The organism is Actinomadura sp. GC306 (assembly GCF_004348665.1).
Taxonomy (GTDB): Bacteria; Actinomycetota; Actinomycetes; order Streptosporangiales; family Streptosporangiaceae; genus Spirillospora.
On record NZ_SMKM01000031.1, the window covers coordinates 1 to 15,396 of the forward strand.

Here is a 15,396-nt window from a genome sequence, read left to right on the forward strand (position 1 = left end):
GGGTCCGGGGAGCCGGTGACCGCGATGACGGGGGCGGGCCGCGCGGCCTCCGCCACCCGCCGGTACAGGTCGGCGGGCAGCGCCGACACCGACAGGTCGAGCACGACGACGTCGGGCCGGGAGCGCCCGGCGGCCATGGGCGCGCGGGCGGGGTCGGGCTCGATCTCGACGTCGAAGCCCTCGCGGGCGAGGTAGCGGCGCTGCAGCTCGGCGACCGCGGGGTCGTGCTCGGCGACCAGGACGAGCCCGCCGACGTCGCCGGTCACGGCCGGCCGTTCGTCCGGGCGGTGGGGTCCTCACCGCGGTCGAGGGACTTCCACATGGCGGACGGGTCCTGCTCCGCCGGGCCCTCCCCCGGCTCCGGCCCGGAGCCGCCGGCGGCGGCTCCGCGCGGGGCCGCACGCTCGTAGCGGGCGGACATCCCGGGCCATCGCCGGCCGCGGACGGCGCAGACGAGACCGGCCACGGCGAGCAGGACGCCGCCGGTGACCGAGACCGCCCACCAGAGGCCGACGTCCACGGCCGGGGCGGTGCCGATCGACATGAGGGCGCTCTTGTCGCCCGCGGCGGACAGCACGTTCGCACGCTGGACGGCGGCGGCCGACGCGTAGCAGATCCCGGCGCCGAAGAGGGCGAGCAGGACGCCGACGGCCGCGCGGGCGGGGCCGCGGGTGGCGAACAGCGCCGCCAGGCCCGCGAGGCCCGCCCAGCCGAGGGCGCCCGCGGCGCCGCCGAGGTCGCCGCCGGTGAGGCTCTGGGTGAGCGGGGTGATCGCGTCCTCGGCCCGGACGACGGCCCAGGTGCGCCCGGCCGCGAGGAGGGCGAGGCCCGCCCCGGCGGCGCACAGCAGCGCCGCCAGGCCGCGTTCGCGCCCGGGGGTCATCCGCCGCGCCCCGCCGTCATGGCGCCGCGGCGGGTCGTTCCCCGACCACGGCGGGAAGGACGTCGGCGTCCCAGCAGGTGCGGTCGCCGGTGTGGCAGGCGGCGCCGACCTGGTCGACCTTCACCAGGACCGCGTCGGCGTCGCAGTCCAGCGCGACCGACTTGACCCACTGCTGGTGGCCGGAGCTCTCGCCCTTCACCCAGTACTCCTGGCGGCTGCGCGACCAGTAGGTGCAGCGGCCGGTGGTGAGGGTGCGGTGCAGGGCCTCGTCGTCCATCCAGGCGAGCATGAGCACTTCGCCGGTGTCGTACTGCTGGGCGATGGCGGGCACGAGCCCGTCGGGGTCGCGCTTCAGCCGGTCGGCGATCTTGGGGTCCAGATTGGACGGTCGAGGAGCGGACATGTCGGCGAGTTTATTGCAGTCGGCCGGCGTCCGGGGCCGCGGGCGCGGCGAGCGGCGCGGCGGGGGCGCGGCGGGGGCCCGCGACGAAAGGGCCCGCCTCCCGGACGGGAGGCGGGCCCAGACGTACGGCTATCGGGTGTTACAGGGGGACGACCTGGTCAGCCTGCGGACCCCGGTTACCCTGCGTCACCTCGAACTGGACGCGCTGGTTCTCGTCCAGCGTGCGGTAGCCGGAGCTCTGGATGGCCGAGTAGTGCACGAAGACGTCCGGCCCGCCGCCGTCGACGGCGATGAATCCGAAGCCCTTCTCGGCGTTGAACCACTTCACGGTGCCCTGCTGGGGCATGTCTTTCTCCTTGCGGCAAAACCTGGGCCCACACCTCGCGGGCCCGTGCGGTCGCTGCGGTACGCCCTCGCCCCCGGTACGGTCCCGGAAAAGCCAAAACGCCCGCTGCCATCAGTCCGCGGGCGTCTGGACGAACGATCGAGAACCACGACTGCAACCGACCGCTCCACCGTATCACCGCTTCCGCCTAAAACGGAGGAGCCGCAAGGTTCTTGATTCTCCCGTGGGCGAACCCCGCCGTTACCTGCTCGTTAAAGACTCCAACCGGCCTCGGTCAGGGCCTTGACAGCCTCCGTGTCGCCCGTGACGCGGACTCTCGCGACGTCCCGGCGGCCCAGCGCCCACAGGACGAGTTCGCCGACCGGGCCGTGCACGCGCACGCCTCCGGCGGCCGTTCCCCGGGCCGACCGGCCGGGGCCGGAGACGTGCAGGCTCCGCCCGTCCGGCTGGACGAGCGTTACCTCGACATGAACCTTTCTCAGGACAAGGCGGGCAATTTTTATCCGCCGCCATAGCAGTTCCTCGAGTTCCGGTGAGATGTCCCGCGGCTCCCAGTCGGGACGCGCGCGCAGGACGTCCTCGTGATGCACAAAGAACTCGACACCGTTGGCGATTTTGTCAACGCCGGGAAGCGCGTACGGAGAGGTCTTCGGCGGCCCCTCCCGGAACCGTTCCACCAGCCGCTCGAAGGGGACGGCGCGGGCCGTCCGGCGCCGGACGCGTTCGGTGTAGCCGGCCAGCGGCGGCAGGAGGATTCCGGGCGCCGCGTCGGGCCGGCGCTCGCGGACGACGAGGTGGGCGGTGAGGTCGCGGGCGTCCCAGCCGGCGCACTTCGTGGGCGCGTCCGGCCCGGCCGCCGCCAGCGCACCGGCGAGCAGCAGCCGTTCGCGGCGGACGGGATCGGTGCTCGCAGGCGCGGGCTCAGGGGCGGATGCGGCCGGGCCGTCCTCGGGCGTGCTCATCGCCCGATCGTAGGTCGCGGCGGGCGGGCCGGGAATAAGCGGGGGGTACCGGATGGTAGGCATGTCGAGGCCCCCGAGTCCCCGAACCCCGTCCCGCCTGGGGCGGCCTGGGCCGCAGCCGTGATCAAGGAGTCGCCGTGCCACCTGCGTCGAGACGCGTCAGCCCGCATGTCCTGCGGGAGGGGGCGGGCGTGCTGTGGGTGGCGGTGAAGGCCGAGCCGCGCGTCTTCACCCTGTCGGTGCTCGCCAGCGCGCTGTACGCGGCGATGACCGTGGCGTCCGCGTCGGTGCTCGGCTGGGCGACGCAGGAGGTGGTGCTGCCCGCGTTCGAGTCCGGTCGCACGACGACCGGCGCGCTGGCCGCCGCGGCCGCGGCGATCACGGGGGTGGCGCTGCTCAAGGCGATCGGCGTGGCGGGGCGCCGCTTCTACGCGGGCCTCATGCAGTACCGGCTGCAGGCCGAGTACCGGCGCTCGGTGACCCGGCAGTACCTGCGGCTGCCGCTGGCGTGGCACCACCGGCACCCGGCGGGGCAGCTGCTGTCGAACGCCAACGCCGACGTGGAGGCGGTGTGGGCGCCGATCGCGCCGCTGCCGATGGCGGTCGGCGTCGTGTTCATGCTGCTGATCGCGGCGGTGTCGATCATGGCGACCGACCTGGTCGTGGCCGGCGTCGGGTTCCTGGTCTTCCCCGCGATCGCGCTGATCAACGTGGTGTACCAGCGGCGGCTGTCGCCGGTCGCGACCCGGGCGCAGCAGCTGCGCGCCGAGGTCAGCGAGGTGGCGCACGAGAGCTTCGAGGGCGGCCTGGTCGTCAAGACGCTCGGCCGGGAGGCCGCGGAGACCGAGCGGTTCACCGAGGGCGCCGAGGCGCTGCGGGACGCCAACGTGGCGGTCGGCCGGATCCGCGGGCTGTTCGACCCGGTGCTGGAGGCCCTGCCCAACCTCGGCGTCCTCGCCGTCCTGCTGATCGGCTCGGTGCGGCTGGAGTCGGGGGCGATGTCGCCGGGCGACCTGGTGAACGTCGCGTACCTGTTCACGCTGCTGTCGTGGCCGATCCGGGCGCTGGGCTGGGTGCTCGGCGAGGTGCCGCGCAGCGTCGTCGGGTGGCGGCGGGTGCGGAACGTCCTGGACGCGTCCGGCTCCCTCCCGTACGGGGACGGCACGCTGGCGGGCTCCGGGGCGGGCGGCGCGACCGCGCTGGAGGTGCGGGAGGTCCGCTTCGCCTACGAGTCCGCCGAGGAGGGCCGGCCCGTCCTGCACGACGTGTCGTTCGCCGCGGAGCCGGGCCGGACGGTCGCGGTCGTCGGCCCCACGGGCTCGGGCAAGTCGACGCTCACCTCGCTGCTGGTCCGGCTCGTCGACCCGGCGGACGGGTCGGTGCTCCTCGACGGCACCGACCTGCGCGACGTGGCGCAGGGCGGGATCGCCGACACGGCGGCGCTCGTCCCCCAGCAGGCGTTCCTGTTCGACGACACCGTCCGCGGCAACGTGACGCTCGGCCTGGACGTGCCCGACGAGCGGGTGTGGGAGGCGCTGCGCCTCGCCCAGGCCGAGGGATTCGTCGCGGCGCTCCCCGAGGGCCTCGGCACGCGGGTGGGCGAGCGCGGGGCGACGCTGTCGGGCGGGCAGCGGCAGCGGCTCGCGCTGGCGCGGGCGCTGGTGCGGCGGCCCCGGCTGCTCGTCCTGGACGACGCCACGTCCAGCGTCGACCCGCAGGTGGAGGCCCGCATCCTGCAGAACCTGCGGGAGGCGCGGAGCACCGGCACGGCGGGCGGCGCGACCGTCGTGGTCGTCGCCTACCGCAAGGCCACGATCGCGCTGGCCGACGAGGTCGTCTACCTGGAGCACGGCCGCGTCACCGCACGCGGGTCGCACACCGAGCTGCTGGAGCGCTCGGAGGGCTACCGCGACCTCGTCAACGCCTACGAGCGGGCCGAGGCCGAGCAGGAGGCCCTTGAGGGCGGCGAGGAGGCACTGGCGTGACCGCGGTGGACACGGCGAAGGCGGACGGCACCGGCCTGGACGGGGCCTCGACGACCGAGGGCGCGCCCAGCACGCTGAAGCGCGGGATCATGCTGAGCCCGGAGTTCCGGGCGGGCCTGACCGGGACGCTGCTGCTCGCGCTGCTGTCGACGGCGGGCCGCGTGGTGGTGCCGATCGCCGTCCAGCAGACGATCGACAAGGGCATCGGGAACCCCGGCGGCCCGGACATCGCCTTCATCCGGACGGCGGTCCTGGTGTGCGCGGCGGCGGTGGTGGTCACGGCCGTGTGCGCGTACCTGATGAACGTCCGGCTGTACAAGGCGTCCGAGGGCGGGCTGGCGGGGCTGCGGATCAAGGCGTTCCGGCACGTGCACGACCTGTCGATGCTCACCCAGAGCGGGGAGCGGCGCGGCTCGCTGGTGTCGCGGGTGACGAGCGACGTCGACCAGATCAGCCAGTTCATGCAGTCCGGCGGGCTGATCTTCCTCATCTCGATCGGCCAGCTGTTCGTGGCGAGCGTGCTGATGCTCGTCTACTCGTGGCAGCTGGCCCTGCTGGTCTGGGTGTCGTTCCTGCCGCTGGCGTTCGCGCTGCGCCTGTTCCAGCGGGTCCTGTCGCGGGCGTACATGCTGGTCCGGGAGCGGACGGCCGACATGCTGGCGGCGGTCAGCGAATCGGTCGTCGGCGCCGCGGTCATCCGCGCGTACTCCGCGGAGGCCCGCACGGGGCGGCGCGTGGAGCGGACCGTGGAGGCGCACCGCGACGCGCAGACCCGCGCGCAGGCGATGGTCGCGCTGACCTTCCCGGTGAGCGAGCTGGTCGCCGCCGTGGCCACCGCCGCGGTCGTCATCGCCGGGACGCTGCTCGGCATCGCCGGTGAGGTGTCGGCGGGCGAGCTGGTCGCGTTCCTGTTCCTGGTCACCCTGTTCGTCAGCCCGATGCAGGCGGCGACCGAGGTGTTCAACCAGGCGCAGAACGCCATCGCGGGGTGGCGGCGGGTGCTCGGCGTGCTGGACACCGCCCCGGACGTCGCCGACCCGGGCGACGGCGGCGAGACGCTCCCGCGCGGCCCGATCGAGGTGCGGTTCGAGGACGTGGGGTTCGCCTACCCGGGCGGGCCGCCCGTCCTGCACGGCGTCGACGTGGACATCGCGCCGCGCAGCCGCGTCGCGATCGTCGGGCAGACCGGCTCGGGCAAGACGACGTTCGCCAAGCTCCTCACCCGGCTGATGGACCCGGTGTCGGGCCGCGTCCTCGTGGACGGCGTGCCGCTCGACCGGGTCCGCTTCTCCTCGCTGCGCGAGCGGATCGTCATGGTGCCGCAGGACGGGTTCCTCTTCGACGCGTCCCTGGCGGACAACATCCGCTACGGGCGCCCGGACGCCTCCGACGACGAGCTCGTACTCGCGCTGACCGAACTGGGCCTCGCCGACTGGCTCGGCGGGCTGCCCGCGGGCCTGGACACGCCGGTCGGCCAGCGCGGCGAGTCCCTGTCGGCGGGCGAGCGGCAGCTGGTCGCGCTGGCCCGCGCCTACATCGCCGACCCGGACCTCCTGGTCCTGGACGAGGCGACCTCCGCGGTGGACCCGGCCACGGAGGTCCGCATCCAGCGGGCCCTGGACGGCGCGACCCGCGGCCGCACCGCGATCGCCATCGCCCACCGCCTCTCCACGGCCGAGGCGGCCGACGAGGTGATCGTCTTCGAGGCGGGCCGCATCGTCCAGCGCGGCCCCCACAAGGACCTGGTGACCCGGCCGGGCGTCTACGCCGACCTCCACGCCTCCTGGACGGCCCAAAGAACCCTGTGACCTCCGGGACGATAAACACTTGCCCGGTATCTGGTCTCGTGCGCATTCTGCTGGGGTGAGCTACGGAGTCGTGTTGGAATCGGCGGACACGCTGCACGGTCAGCTGCAGCGGGGTCTCGGGAGGGCCGCGCGGCGCGCGGCGGACATGCGGGGCGCGGGCGAGTACGTCTACGACTGCGTCCGGCGGGATCCGCGGTGGGACCACCAGTGCGAGTCGCGGCGGCTGTACTACGCCCGGCTGATGGTCGACCTGGAGATGCCGGCGGGGCCGGTGGCGGCGCATCTGTTCGATCCGTCCGACCTGTCGGACGGGGACGACTGGCGGGTGGACCTGGCGCTGGGGGTGCTGGCGGAGCTGGTCCGGCTGAGCCGGCGGGAGGCGGCCGCGCCGCTGCGGCGGTACGCCGAGGAGGGCGCGCACTGGTTCGACGCGGTCGAGGAGCTGATCCACCTCGGGGACCCGTCGCTCACGGCCGACCTGGAGGGGTCGGTCGCCGCCCGGTGCGACGACACCGATCTGGAGATGCTGATTCCGGCGGCGCCGAACCCCGTGATCGAGGCGTGGGCGGCGCGGCAGCCGCGGATCGCCGATGCCCTGGCGCGCCGGCGGGAGGCCGGGAGGGCGGCGCGCCGGACGCTGGTCACCGCGGCCGGGCGGGAGCGGCAGAGCGAGGAGGAGCTGCTGGCGGTCGCGCGGGGCCGCGGGGAGGGCGCCCTCGCGGCGATCTTCGAGCTGGGCCGGCGGCGGACGCTCGCGCTGCTCGACCTCGCCGAGGAGCTGCTGCCGCGGGAGGGCCGCGACCCGGGGCCGAGCAGGTTCGGCAGTGCCGTGCGCCGGGCGCTGCGCGAGTACGGGCCGGAGACGCTGCCGCGGGCGCGGGTGTGGGCGGCGGGACGCGACGGCCGCGCGGAGCTGGGGTTGAGCATCCTCGCGCGCTACGGCACCCGCCAGGACGTCCCGCTGCTGATGGACGAGTTGCGCACCGCCCTCGATGAGCGCGAGTGGCGGGCGGCCGCGAACCCGGTCGTGGGGCTCGGCCGGCTGCGCGCCGGGGAGGCCGTCCCGCTGCTGAAGTCCGCTTGGACCGAGTCCCCCTATGCCTATCTGAGACCGCGGATACTGACCGCGTTGACACGGACCGCCCCGCACACGGCGGAGGGCTACACCGTCGAGGGGCTCTGGGACTGCGAGGAGGGGGCGCGGCAGGAGGCCGCCCGATGCGCGCCGCTGACGCGCGAGACGCGGCTGCGGCTCCAGCGGCTGCACCACGACCCCGCCGAGGAGGACGGCGTCCGTGCCGCCGCGGCGGCACGCCTGATCACCTGAGACTCCGGTGAACCCCGCCGGGGCGGCGCGCGTATAGACCTCCTGAATCGCGCGTAAACCCCGGAGGAAGCGATGAGTCCCCGACACCGTCTCGTCCCGAAGAGGCAGGCCCTGCTCTGCGCCACCGCGGCGCTGGCGCTACCGCTGGCGGCCGCCTGCGGCGGCTCCGGCGACCCGAAGGAGCCCGAGCCGGCCAGCCTGCAGGAGCTCGCCGAGCAGACGAACTGCTCTGTCACCGGCAAGCGCAAGGTGGCCGACATGGAGCAGGGGAACTGCAAGAACGACCTGGGCCGCTACGTCCTGATGAGCTTCGTCTCCGACAAGAAGATGAACACGTGGCTGGAGGAGGCCAAGCCCTGGGGCGGCGCGTACCTGGTCGGGGCGAGCTGGATCGTGGTGAGCGAGGAGAAGACGCTGCAGACGATCCGCAAGGACCTCGGCGGGAAGATCGTCCACGGTGACGACCACAGCTGGGGCGACGGGAAGGGCGGGCACGGCGACGGGCACGGGTCCGGCGGCCAGGGGGACGGTCACGGCTCGGGAGGGCACGGGGGCTGAGCCCCGCTGACGAGCAGGACCCCCCAGCGCTCCAGGGCGGGGCCGGTGCGCGACAGCACGCGCCGCGCGGCCAGGCCACGGCCGATCGTGCCCGGGTGCAGCAGCGGATGCCCGGGGCCGTCGACGACGACCCGGACCGCGGCGACCGGCCGGGCGCCGGCCCGCGCGGCGACCGGCGCGGACTCCATGTCCGCGACCCGCGCCCCGCCCGCGGCGAGCGCGGCCCGTTCCCGGCCGCGGACGATGCGCCCGGTGGTGACCAGCGGCCCCACCTGGACGCTGAGGCCGTCCCTGATCAGCTCCTCGGCGAGCAGCCGCGGGGCGCTGCACGGCACCGGCGCGGCCCCCGGTGCGGTGCCGCGGATCTCGTCGGCGACCAGGACGTCGCCCGGGCGCAGCCGCGCGTCGAGCGCGCCGCCGAAGCCGACGGTGACCAGGGCGGCGCAGTCGTCCGGGAGCCGGTCGGCGCGGCGGGCGCGGTAGCCGACGACCACGACGGGGGTGCGGGTGAGGCCGCGGCGGACGGCGCGCGCCTCCAGGCCCAGCGCGGCGCACACCACCGGCCCGACCACCGGCAGCGACTCCACCGCGTCGTCACTGATCACCGCTCCAGCGAAACACGATGTCCCCCGCGGATCCAGTTGCGTCACCGCCGAGTACCACATCCGTGCCGCGCGAATCCGCCCCGCGGAGGGTCCGCCGGAGGGGGGCTCCCCATAGACTCGCCGTCATGATCTCCACTCCCCTGCGGCGGAAGCTGGCCGTCCTCCCGTTCGTCCTGCTGCCGCTCGGCGCCGCCGCGGCGTGCGGCGGCGAGAACAGCAGCACCGAGTGCGGCCTGAACTCCTGCACGGTCACGTTCGACCGCGGCGTCGACGCGAGCGCGTCCATCCTCGGTGTGAAGGCCGAGCTGGTGGAGGTCCGCGGCCAGATGGTCACGCTGCGGATCGCGGGGCAGACCGTGACGGTGCCGGTGGGCGAGGGCGAGCAGTCCGAGGGCTTCGACGTGTCGGTGCAGTCGGTGACCGAGGACCAGGTCGTCGTGAAGATCTCCAACAGCGGCGGCGGCTGACCCCCGCTAGAATTCGCTCATGCGTTCGATGAACGTCGCGGAGCGCCGGGCCCGGCTCGGCGTGCGCCACCGGCTGTCCCTCCCCGCCAGGACGGATGACGTCCCCGGGATCGCGCGGTCGCTGGTGGTGCTGCACGCGACCGACCCGGCCACCGTGTTCCTGTCGGTCGCGGCCCGCAGCACCGGCATCGGCCCGGCGGCGGTGGAGCGGGCGCTGTACGACGACCGGACGCTGCTGCGGATGCTCGCGATGCGCCGGACGATGTTCGTCGCGCCCGTCGAGCTGGTCCCGGTGCTGCAGGCGTCCACGGCGGACGCGCTGGCCGTCCGGCAGCGCGCCGCCTACGCGCGGATCATCGAGCGGGGCAGCGACATCACCGACGCCGCCTCCTGGTTCGCGGAGGCGGAGGAGGCCGCGCACCGGGCGCTGCTGGCGCGCGGCACGGCGACCGGCGCGCAGCTCAGCGCGGACGAGCCGCTGCTGCGCACGCAGGTCGACCCCTCCCCGGGCAAGCCGTACTCCAAGCCCGGGAACGTCACCACGTGGATCCTGGTCACGCTCGGGTGCGCGGGGCGCATCGTCCGAGGGCGCCCGAACGGGACGTGGATCAGCAGCCAGTACCGGTGGTCGCCCATCGAGACCTGGCTGCCCGGAGGCATCGCGGAGGTCCCGGCCGGTGCCGCCCGCGCGGAGCTGGTGCGCCGCTGGCTGCGCGCGTTCGGGCCCGCGCCCGTCGCCGACCTGAAATGGTGGACCGGCTGGACCGCGGGCGACGTCCGCGAGGCCCTCGCGCTCCTCGACGTGACCGAGGTCGACCTCGGCGGGGCCACCGGCGTGGTCCTGTCGGACGACCTGGAGCCCGCGCCGGTGCCCGAGCCGTGGGCCGCGCTGCTGCCCGCCCTCGACGCGACGCCGATGGGCTGGCGGGAGCGCGGCTGGTTCCTCGGCGAGCACGGCCCGCGGCTGTTCGACCGGAACGGCAACATCGGCCCGACGGTCTGGTGGGACGGCCGCGTCGTCGGCGGCTGGGCGCAGCGCAAGGACGGCGAGATCGCCGTCCGCCTCCTGGAGGACGCCGGCGCCGACGCCGAGGCGGCCATCGGCCGCGAGGCCGAGCGGGTGGCGGGCTGGTACGGCGACATCCGCGCGACGCCCCGCTTCCGCACACCGCTGGAGCGGGAGCTCACGTCCTGACGCGGGCGGCCGCCCTGCGTCTGGCGCCGCCGCGGCGGACGGCGATGACGGCGAACGCGGCGGCCGCGGACAGGGCGAGCCCGGCCGCCGCGCGCAGCACGAACCCGAGGTAGTCGTTGACGGTGTCGTCCGGCACGACGAGCAGCGGGCCCTCGGTGCCGCCGCACCGGAGCACCGCCGCGCCGGTCACCGGCGACACGAACGTGGCGGTGTAGCGGAAGGCGGGGCGTTCCGCGGCGCTCCAGGAGTTCTGCCGGGTCAGCTGGATGTGCCCCGACCGGCCCTGCAGCTCCACCGAGCACGCGAACGGCGAGGACCGCCCGGCGCGCACGTAGAGGAAGTAGCCGTGGCCGTCGGCGAGCTGGACGCGCAGGCCGGAGACGGGGTCGCCGGTCACCGCCGGGCCGTGCGCGATGCGTGACTCGTCCCACAGCAGCGCGAACACCGCGGCGCATCCCGCGGTCGCGACGAGCAGCAGCAGGGCGGGCAGGGCGTACCAGCCGGCGCCGGGCGTGACGGGCCGCTCCCGTGCCCGGGGCGGCCCCTCCTGGCCCCGCCACGCGGGCCGCGGCCCCGTCGGCGGGCCGGATCCGGGCCACATCGGCTTCCCCCCTGCCGGTTGCACGAAAACGCAACGATCTCAGACAAGTTCGCACCACCGCCAGGGATGGCGTTTGCAAAGGGCTGCTGATCGCCGCGTTCGGGCGCGTCTCGAATGGGGGCCCGGCAGGTCCGGCCGGCGGCGTTCGCAGTCGCCCGGACCGGCTACCTTACTAACTAGTAGCAAAGAGTCGGCATACCCGGCGACAGCCGTTCAGGAGGCAGCATGGCCCCGTGGGACCGCCTGCCCGCGCCACCGGCCCGGCTCCGCCGCGGACTCGCCCCCTACACCGTCGAGCGGGACATCCCCGTCCCGATGCCGGACGGCGTGACGCTGCTCGCCGACCGGTACGTCCCGGCCGGCGCCGTGCGCCCGCCGACGATCCTGGTGCGCACCCCGTACGGGCGCCGCGGCCCGGCCGCGCTCGCCAACGGCCTGCTGCTCGTCCCGTTCGGCTTCCAGCTGGTGGTGCAGAGCGCCCGCGGGACCTCCGGGTCCGGCGGGGAGTTCGACCCGCTCGGCAGCGAGCACGCCGACGGGCTCGCCACCGTGCGGTGGCTGAAGAGCCGGCCGTGGTTCCACGGCGCGTTCGCGACCTACGGCGCCAGCTACCTCGGCTACTCCGCCTGGGCGCTCGCCGCCGAGGCGGGGCCGGAGCTGAAGGCGATGTCCCTGCAGATCACCGCGTCCTCGTTCCGGGACGCCGCCTACGTCGGCGGGTCGTTCGCGCTGGAGTCCACCCTCACCTGGACCGACCTCACGCACCGGCAGACGCAGCGGCTCGGGATGCTGACGGCGCCGCTGCTGTCCCGCCGCCGCGCCGTGCGCGCCGCCCACTCCGGCCGTCCCCTCGCCGAGCTGGACGTGCTGACCGGCGGCAAGCCGATGCGCTTCTACCAGGACGTCCTCGCCAACCACGCGGCGGCGGACGGCTACTGGGACACCCGCGACTTCAGCGGGACGGTCGGCAGCGTCGAGGCGCCCGTGCACCTCCTCGGCGGCTGGTACGACGTGTTCCTGCCCTGGCAGATCAAGGACTACCTGGCGCTGCGCGCCGCCGGGCACGCCCCGTACCTCACGATCGGCCCCTGGTGGCACACCGACGCCAGGCACGGCCTCCCGGCGCTGCGCGAGTCGCTCGCCTGGTTCCGCGCCCACCTGCTCGGCGACCCCTCGGGGCTGCGCGCCGACCCCGTCCGCGTCTACGTGACGGGCGCGCGGGAGTGGCGCGACTTCCGCGACTGGCCGCCGCCCGGCGCGCGCCAGATCCGCTGGCACCTGCACGCCGGCCGGGGCCTCGGCGAGGACGGCCCCGCGCCCGCCCCCGCGAGCACGTACCGGTTCGACCCGGCGCGCCCGACGCCCGCGCTGGGCGGCCCCACCCTGCTCGGCAGCTCCCGCCCGGTCGACAACCGGCCCCTGGAGCGGCGCCCGGACGTCCTGGTGTTCAGCTCGCCGCCCCTCGCGGACGACCTCGACGTGATCGGCCCGGTCGGCGCCGACCTGTTCGTCCGCTCCGACCGCGCGCACACCGACTTCATCGTCCGGCTCTGCGACGTCGCCCCGGACGGGACGTCCCGCAACGTCTGCGAGGGCGGCCTGCGGCTCCCCGCCGCCGCCGAGAAGCCGGTCGGGACGGGCGGCGTCCGCCGCATCGCCGTCGACCTGTGGCCCACCGCGCACCGCTTCGCCCGCGGCCACCGGGTCCGCGTGCACGTCACCAGCGGCGCCCACCCCAAGGTCGCCGCCAACCCCGGCACCGGCGACCCGCTGGCCACCGCGACCCGGATGGTCGCGGCCGAGCAGGAGGTCTTCCACGACCCGGACCACCCGTCGGCGATCATCCTGAGCGTGGCCGGCTGACCGCACCGCCGAGCTCGGCGGGGTCAGCGGACGGGATGCCCCGCGCCGCGCAGGGCGGACTTGACCTCGGAGATCTTCAGCTCGCCGAAGTGGAAGACGCTGGCGGCGAGGACGGCGTCCGCGCCGGCCGCCACGGCGGGCGCGAAGTGCTCGACGGCCCCGGCGCCGCCGCTGGCGATCACCGGCACGGTCACCGTCTCGCGGACGCGGCGCAGCATCTCCAGGTCGAACCCCGCCTTGGTGCCGTCGGCGTCCATGGAGTTCAGCAGGATCTCGCCGACCCCGAGCTCCTGGCCGCGGCGGGCCCACTCGATCGCGTCGATGCCCGTGCCCCGCCGGCCGCCGTGCGTGGTGACCTCGAAGCCGGACGAGGTCCCCTCGGCGCGCCGCGCGTCGACCGACAGCACCACGCACTGCGACCCGAACCGGTGCGCGGCCTCGCGGAGGAACTCGGGCCGCGCGATCGCGGCCGTGTTGATCGACACCTTGTCGGCCCCCGCGCGCAGCAGCCGGTCGACGTCCTCGACGGTGCGGACGCCGCCGCCGACCGTCAGCGGGATGAACACCTGCTCGGCGGTGCGGCTCACGACGTCGTAGGTCGTGGAGCGGTCGCCGCTGGACGCGGTGATGTCCAGGAACGTCAGCTCGTCGGCGCCCTCCGCGTCGTAGCGGCGGGCGAGCTCGACGGGGTCGCCCGCGTCCCGCAGGTTCTGGAAGTTGACGCCCTTCACCACCCGCCCGGCGTCGACGTCCAGGCACGGGATCACCCGCACGGCCACGGTCACTTGACGGCCTCCAGGGCCTCTTCGAGCGTGAACGCCCCCGCGTAGAGCGCCTTCCCGACGATCGCGCCCTCGACGCCGTCCGGGACGAGGCCCGCCAGCGCGCGCAGGTCGTCCAGGGACGAGACGCCGCCGGACGCGATGACGGGCTTGTCGGTCCGCGAGCAGACCTCGCGCAGCAGCTCGGTGTTGGGGCCGCGGAGCGTGCCGTCCTTGGTGACGTCGGTGACGACGTACCGGGGGCAGCCGTCCTCCTCCAGGCGGGCGAGGACCTCCCACAGGTCGCCGCCCTCGCGCGTCCAGCCGCGGGCGGCGAGCGTCGTGCCCCGCACGTCCAGCCCCACCGCGATCTTCTCCCCGTGCGAGGCGATGATCTTGCGGCACCACGCCGGGTCCTCCAGCGCGGCGGTGCCGATGTTGACGCGGGCGCAGCCGGTGGCGAGCGCCGCCTCCAGCGACGCGTCGTCGCGGATGCCGCCGGAAAGCTCCACCTTCACGTCCAGCTTCCCGGTGACCTCGGCGAGCAGCTCCCGGTTGGACCCGCGCCCGAACGCGGCGTCCAGGTCGACGAGGTGGATCCACTCCGCCCCGGCGCGCTGCCAGGCGAGCGCCGCCTCCAGCGGGGCGCCGTAGGAGGTCTCGGTGCCCGCCTCGCCCTGCACCAGGCGCACGGCCTGGCCGTCGGCGACGTCAACGGCGGGAAGGAGCGTCAAAGTCATGCGGAAACCTTATCCATGCTGCCGAAAGGACCCGAACGCACACCGCGCGGGTCCGGGGGTCGTTCACCGTTCGCGAGAGGTACGGCTCAGCCGAGGGTTCTGAGCCAGTTCTGGAGGAGTTCGGCGCCTGCGTCGCCGGACTTCTCCGGGTGGAACTGGGTGGCGCAGAGGGGGCCGTTCTCGACGGCGGCGACGAAGCGGCCGCCGTGTTCGGCCCAGGTCACCAAGGGGGGCGCGATGAGGCCGGTCGGGTCGGGCTCCAGGTCCCAGCGGCGGGCGGCGTAGGAGTGCACGAAGTAGAACCGGGCGTCCGCCAGGCCGCGGAACAGGGTGGTGCCCTCGGGGGCGTCCACCGTGTTCCAGCCCATGTGCGGGACGACCGGCGCGTCGAGGCGGTCGACCGTGCCGGGCCACTCGTCGCAGCCCTCGGTGGTGACGCCGTGCTCGATGCCCTTGGTGAACAGGATCTGCATGCCGACGCAGATGCCGAGGACGGGCCGGCCCCCGGCCAGGCGGCGGCCGATGAGCTGGTCGCCGCGCACCGAGCGCAGGCCCGCCATGCACGCGGCGAACGCGCCGACACCGGGGACGACCAGGCCGTCCGCGGCGAGCGCGGCGTCCCAGTCGGCGGTGACCGTCACGTCGGCGCCCGCGCGGGCGACGGCGCGCTCGGCCGAGCGCAGGTTCCCCGAGCCGTAGTCGAGGATGACGATGTCCTTCACGCCCACAGGAACCCCCCGGTGGCCGCCAGCGCCGCGAGGACGAGCACGATCAGCGCGGCGATCTTGAGGCCCTGCTTGACGAAGCTGTACACGCCCGCCAGCAGGAACACCGCGAGCGCGAGCAGCGCGATGTTGCCGTAGGAGAAGTTCAGGTCGCCGATCTCCACGGG

The 15,396-nt window shown here is 74.9% G+C and carries 18 protein-coding genes; 7 read left to right on the plus strand and 11 right to left on the minus strand.

The genetic code is table 11. The features are described 5' to 3' along the window. The 5 genes from E1200_RS07355 to E1200_RS07375 all read right to left on the minus strand — a co-directional run. On the minus strand, positions 1-266 hold a 266-nt coding region (locus E1200_RS07355), incomplete at its 3' end, for a response regulator (protein WP_131951046.1). Beyond that, the gene (locus E1200_RS07360; RefSeq protein WP_131951047.1) at positions 263-883 is read right to left on the minus strand and encodes a TIGR02234 family membrane protein; all 621 of its coding nucleotides are present in this window, start codon (positions 881-883) and stop codon (positions 263-265) included. The genes E1200_RS07355 and E1200_RS07360, both read right to left, overlap by 4 nt. A gap of 16 nt (positions 884-899) precedes the next feature. Continuing rightward, positions 900-1,286 (minus strand): phosphoribosyl-AMP cyclohydrolase, encoded by a 387-nt coding sequence (gene hisI / locus E1200_RS07365; protein ID WP_131951048.1) that lies wholly within the window; start codon positions 1,284-1,286, stop codon positions 900-902. A gap of 139 nt (positions 1,287-1,425) precedes the next feature. Beyond that, the gene (locus tag E1200_RS07370) at positions 1,426-1,632 is read right to left on the minus strand and encodes a cold-shock protein (RefSeq protein ID WP_018657218.1); all 207 of its coding nucleotides are present in this window, start codon (positions 1,630-1,632) and stop codon (positions 1,426-1,428) included. A 251-nt stretch (positions 1,633-1,883) separates the two neighbouring features. After that, complete coding sequence (locus E1200_RS07375; RefSeq protein WP_207933225.1) at positions 1,884-2,594, minus strand: TIGR03085 family metal-binding protein; 711 nt, start codon at positions 2,592-2,594, stop codon at positions 1,884-1,886. A 137-nt stretch (positions 2,595-2,731) separates the two neighbouring features. Between E1200_RS07375 and E1200_RS07380 the strand changes: the two genes are divergently transcribed. From E1200_RS07380 to E1200_RS07395, 4 genes are all read left to right on the plus strand, one after another. Continuing rightward, complete coding sequence (locus E1200_RS07380; protein ID WP_131951050.1) at positions 2,732-4,579, plus strand: ABC transporter ATP-binding protein; 1,848 nt, start codon at positions 2,732-2,734, stop codon at positions 4,577-4,579. Positions 4,580-4,668: 89 nt separating this feature from the next. Continuing rightward, positions 4,669-6,387 (plus strand): ABC transporter ATP-binding protein, encoded by a 1,719-nt coding sequence (locus tag E1200_RS07385; protein ID WP_131951075.1) that lies wholly within the window; start codon positions 4,669-4,671, stop codon positions 6,385-6,387. A gap of 55 nt (positions 6,388-6,442) precedes the next feature. Beyond that, positions 6,443-7,714 carry a hypothetical protein gene (locus tag E1200_RS07390; RefSeq protein WP_243708393.1) on the plus strand — a complete coding sequence of 424 codons (1,272 nt, stop codon included), beginning with the start codon at positions 6,443-6,445 and terminating at the stop codon, positions 7,712-7,714. A 72-nt stretch (positions 7,715-7,786) separates the two neighbouring features. Then, positions 7,787-8,272, plus strand: a complete 486-nt coding sequence (locus E1200_RS07395) for a hypothetical protein (protein ID WP_131951051.1) — start codon at positions 7,787-7,789, stop codon at positions 8,270-8,272. On the opposite strand, the gene E1200_RS07400 is transcribed toward E1200_RS07395, so the two are convergent. After that, positions 8,245-8,877 carry a hypothetical protein gene (locus E1200_RS07400; protein WP_207933226.1) on the minus strand — a complete coding sequence of 211 codons (633 nt, stop codon included), beginning with the start codon at positions 8,875-8,877 and terminating at the stop codon, positions 8,245-8,247. The two genes, E1200_RS07395 and E1200_RS07400, sit on opposite strands and share 28 nt — an antisense overlap. A gap of 125 nt (positions 8,878-9,002) precedes the next feature. On the opposite strand from E1200_RS07400, the gene E1200_RS07405 reads away from it, so the two are divergent. Next, the gene (locus E1200_RS07405; protein WP_165950235.1) at positions 9,003-9,344 is read left to right on the plus strand and encodes a hypothetical protein; all 342 of its coding nucleotides are present in this window, start codon (positions 9,003-9,005) and stop codon (positions 9,342-9,344) included. Positions 9,345-9,363: 19 nt separating this feature from the next. Beyond that, entirely contained in the window at positions 9,364-10,539 is a 1,176-nt protein-coding gene (locus E1200_RS07410) for a winged helix DNA-binding domain-containing protein (protein WP_131951053.1), read from the plus strand. Here E1200_RS07410 and E1200_RS07415 read toward each other — a convergent pair. After that, positions 10,529-11,140 (minus strand): hypothetical protein, encoded by a 612-nt coding sequence (locus E1200_RS07415; protein WP_131951054.1) that lies wholly within the window; start codon positions 11,138-11,140, stop codon positions 10,529-10,531. The two genes, E1200_RS07410 and E1200_RS07415, sit on opposite strands and share 11 nt — an antisense overlap. 225 nt (positions 11,141-11,365) lie before the next feature. Between E1200_RS07415 and E1200_RS07420 the strand changes: the two genes are divergently transcribed. Further along, the gene (locus tag E1200_RS07420) at positions 11,366-13,003 is read left to right on the plus strand and encodes a CocE/NonD family hydrolase (protein ID WP_131951055.1); all 1,638 of its coding nucleotides are present in this window, start codon (positions 11,366-11,368) and stop codon (positions 13,001-13,003) included. Between the two features lie 23 nt (positions 13,004-13,026). Here E1200_RS07420 and hisF read toward each other — a convergent pair whose 3' ends face one another. The 4 genes from hisF to E1200_RS33555 form a co-directional block, all read right to left on the minus strand. Then, positions 13,027-13,788, minus strand: a complete 762-nt coding sequence (hisF, locus tag E1200_RS07425; RefSeq protein ID WP_131951056.1) for an imidazole glycerol phosphate synthase subunit HisF — start codon at positions 13,786-13,788, stop codon at positions 13,027-13,029. Further along, positions 13,785-14,504 (minus strand): bifunctional 1-(5-phosphoribosyl)-5-((5-phosphoribosylamino)methylideneamino)imidazole-4-carboxamide isomerase/phosphoribosylanthranilate isomerase PriA, encoded by a 720-nt coding sequence (gene priA, locus E1200_RS07430; RefSeq protein ID WP_131951057.1) that lies wholly within the window; start codon positions 14,502-14,504, stop codon positions 13,785-13,787. Before priA ends, hisF begins: the two co-directional genes overlap by 4 nt. An 86-nt stretch (positions 14,505-14,590) precedes the next feature. Then, positions 14,591-15,226 carry an imidazole glycerol phosphate synthase subunit HisH gene (gene hisH, locus E1200_RS07435; RefSeq protein WP_131951058.1) on the minus strand — a complete coding sequence of 212 codons (636 nt, stop codon included), beginning with the start codon at positions 15,224-15,226 and terminating at the stop codon, positions 14,591-14,593. After that, a complete protein-coding gene (locus E1200_RS33555) occupies positions 15,223-15,393 on the minus strand; it encodes a hypothetical protein (RefSeq protein WP_165950236.1) in 171 nt (56 codons plus the stop codon). The genes hisH and E1200_RS33555 overlap by 4 nt, the downstream gene beginning before the upstream one ends. Between the last annotated feature and the right edge of the window lie 3 nt (positions 15,394-15,396).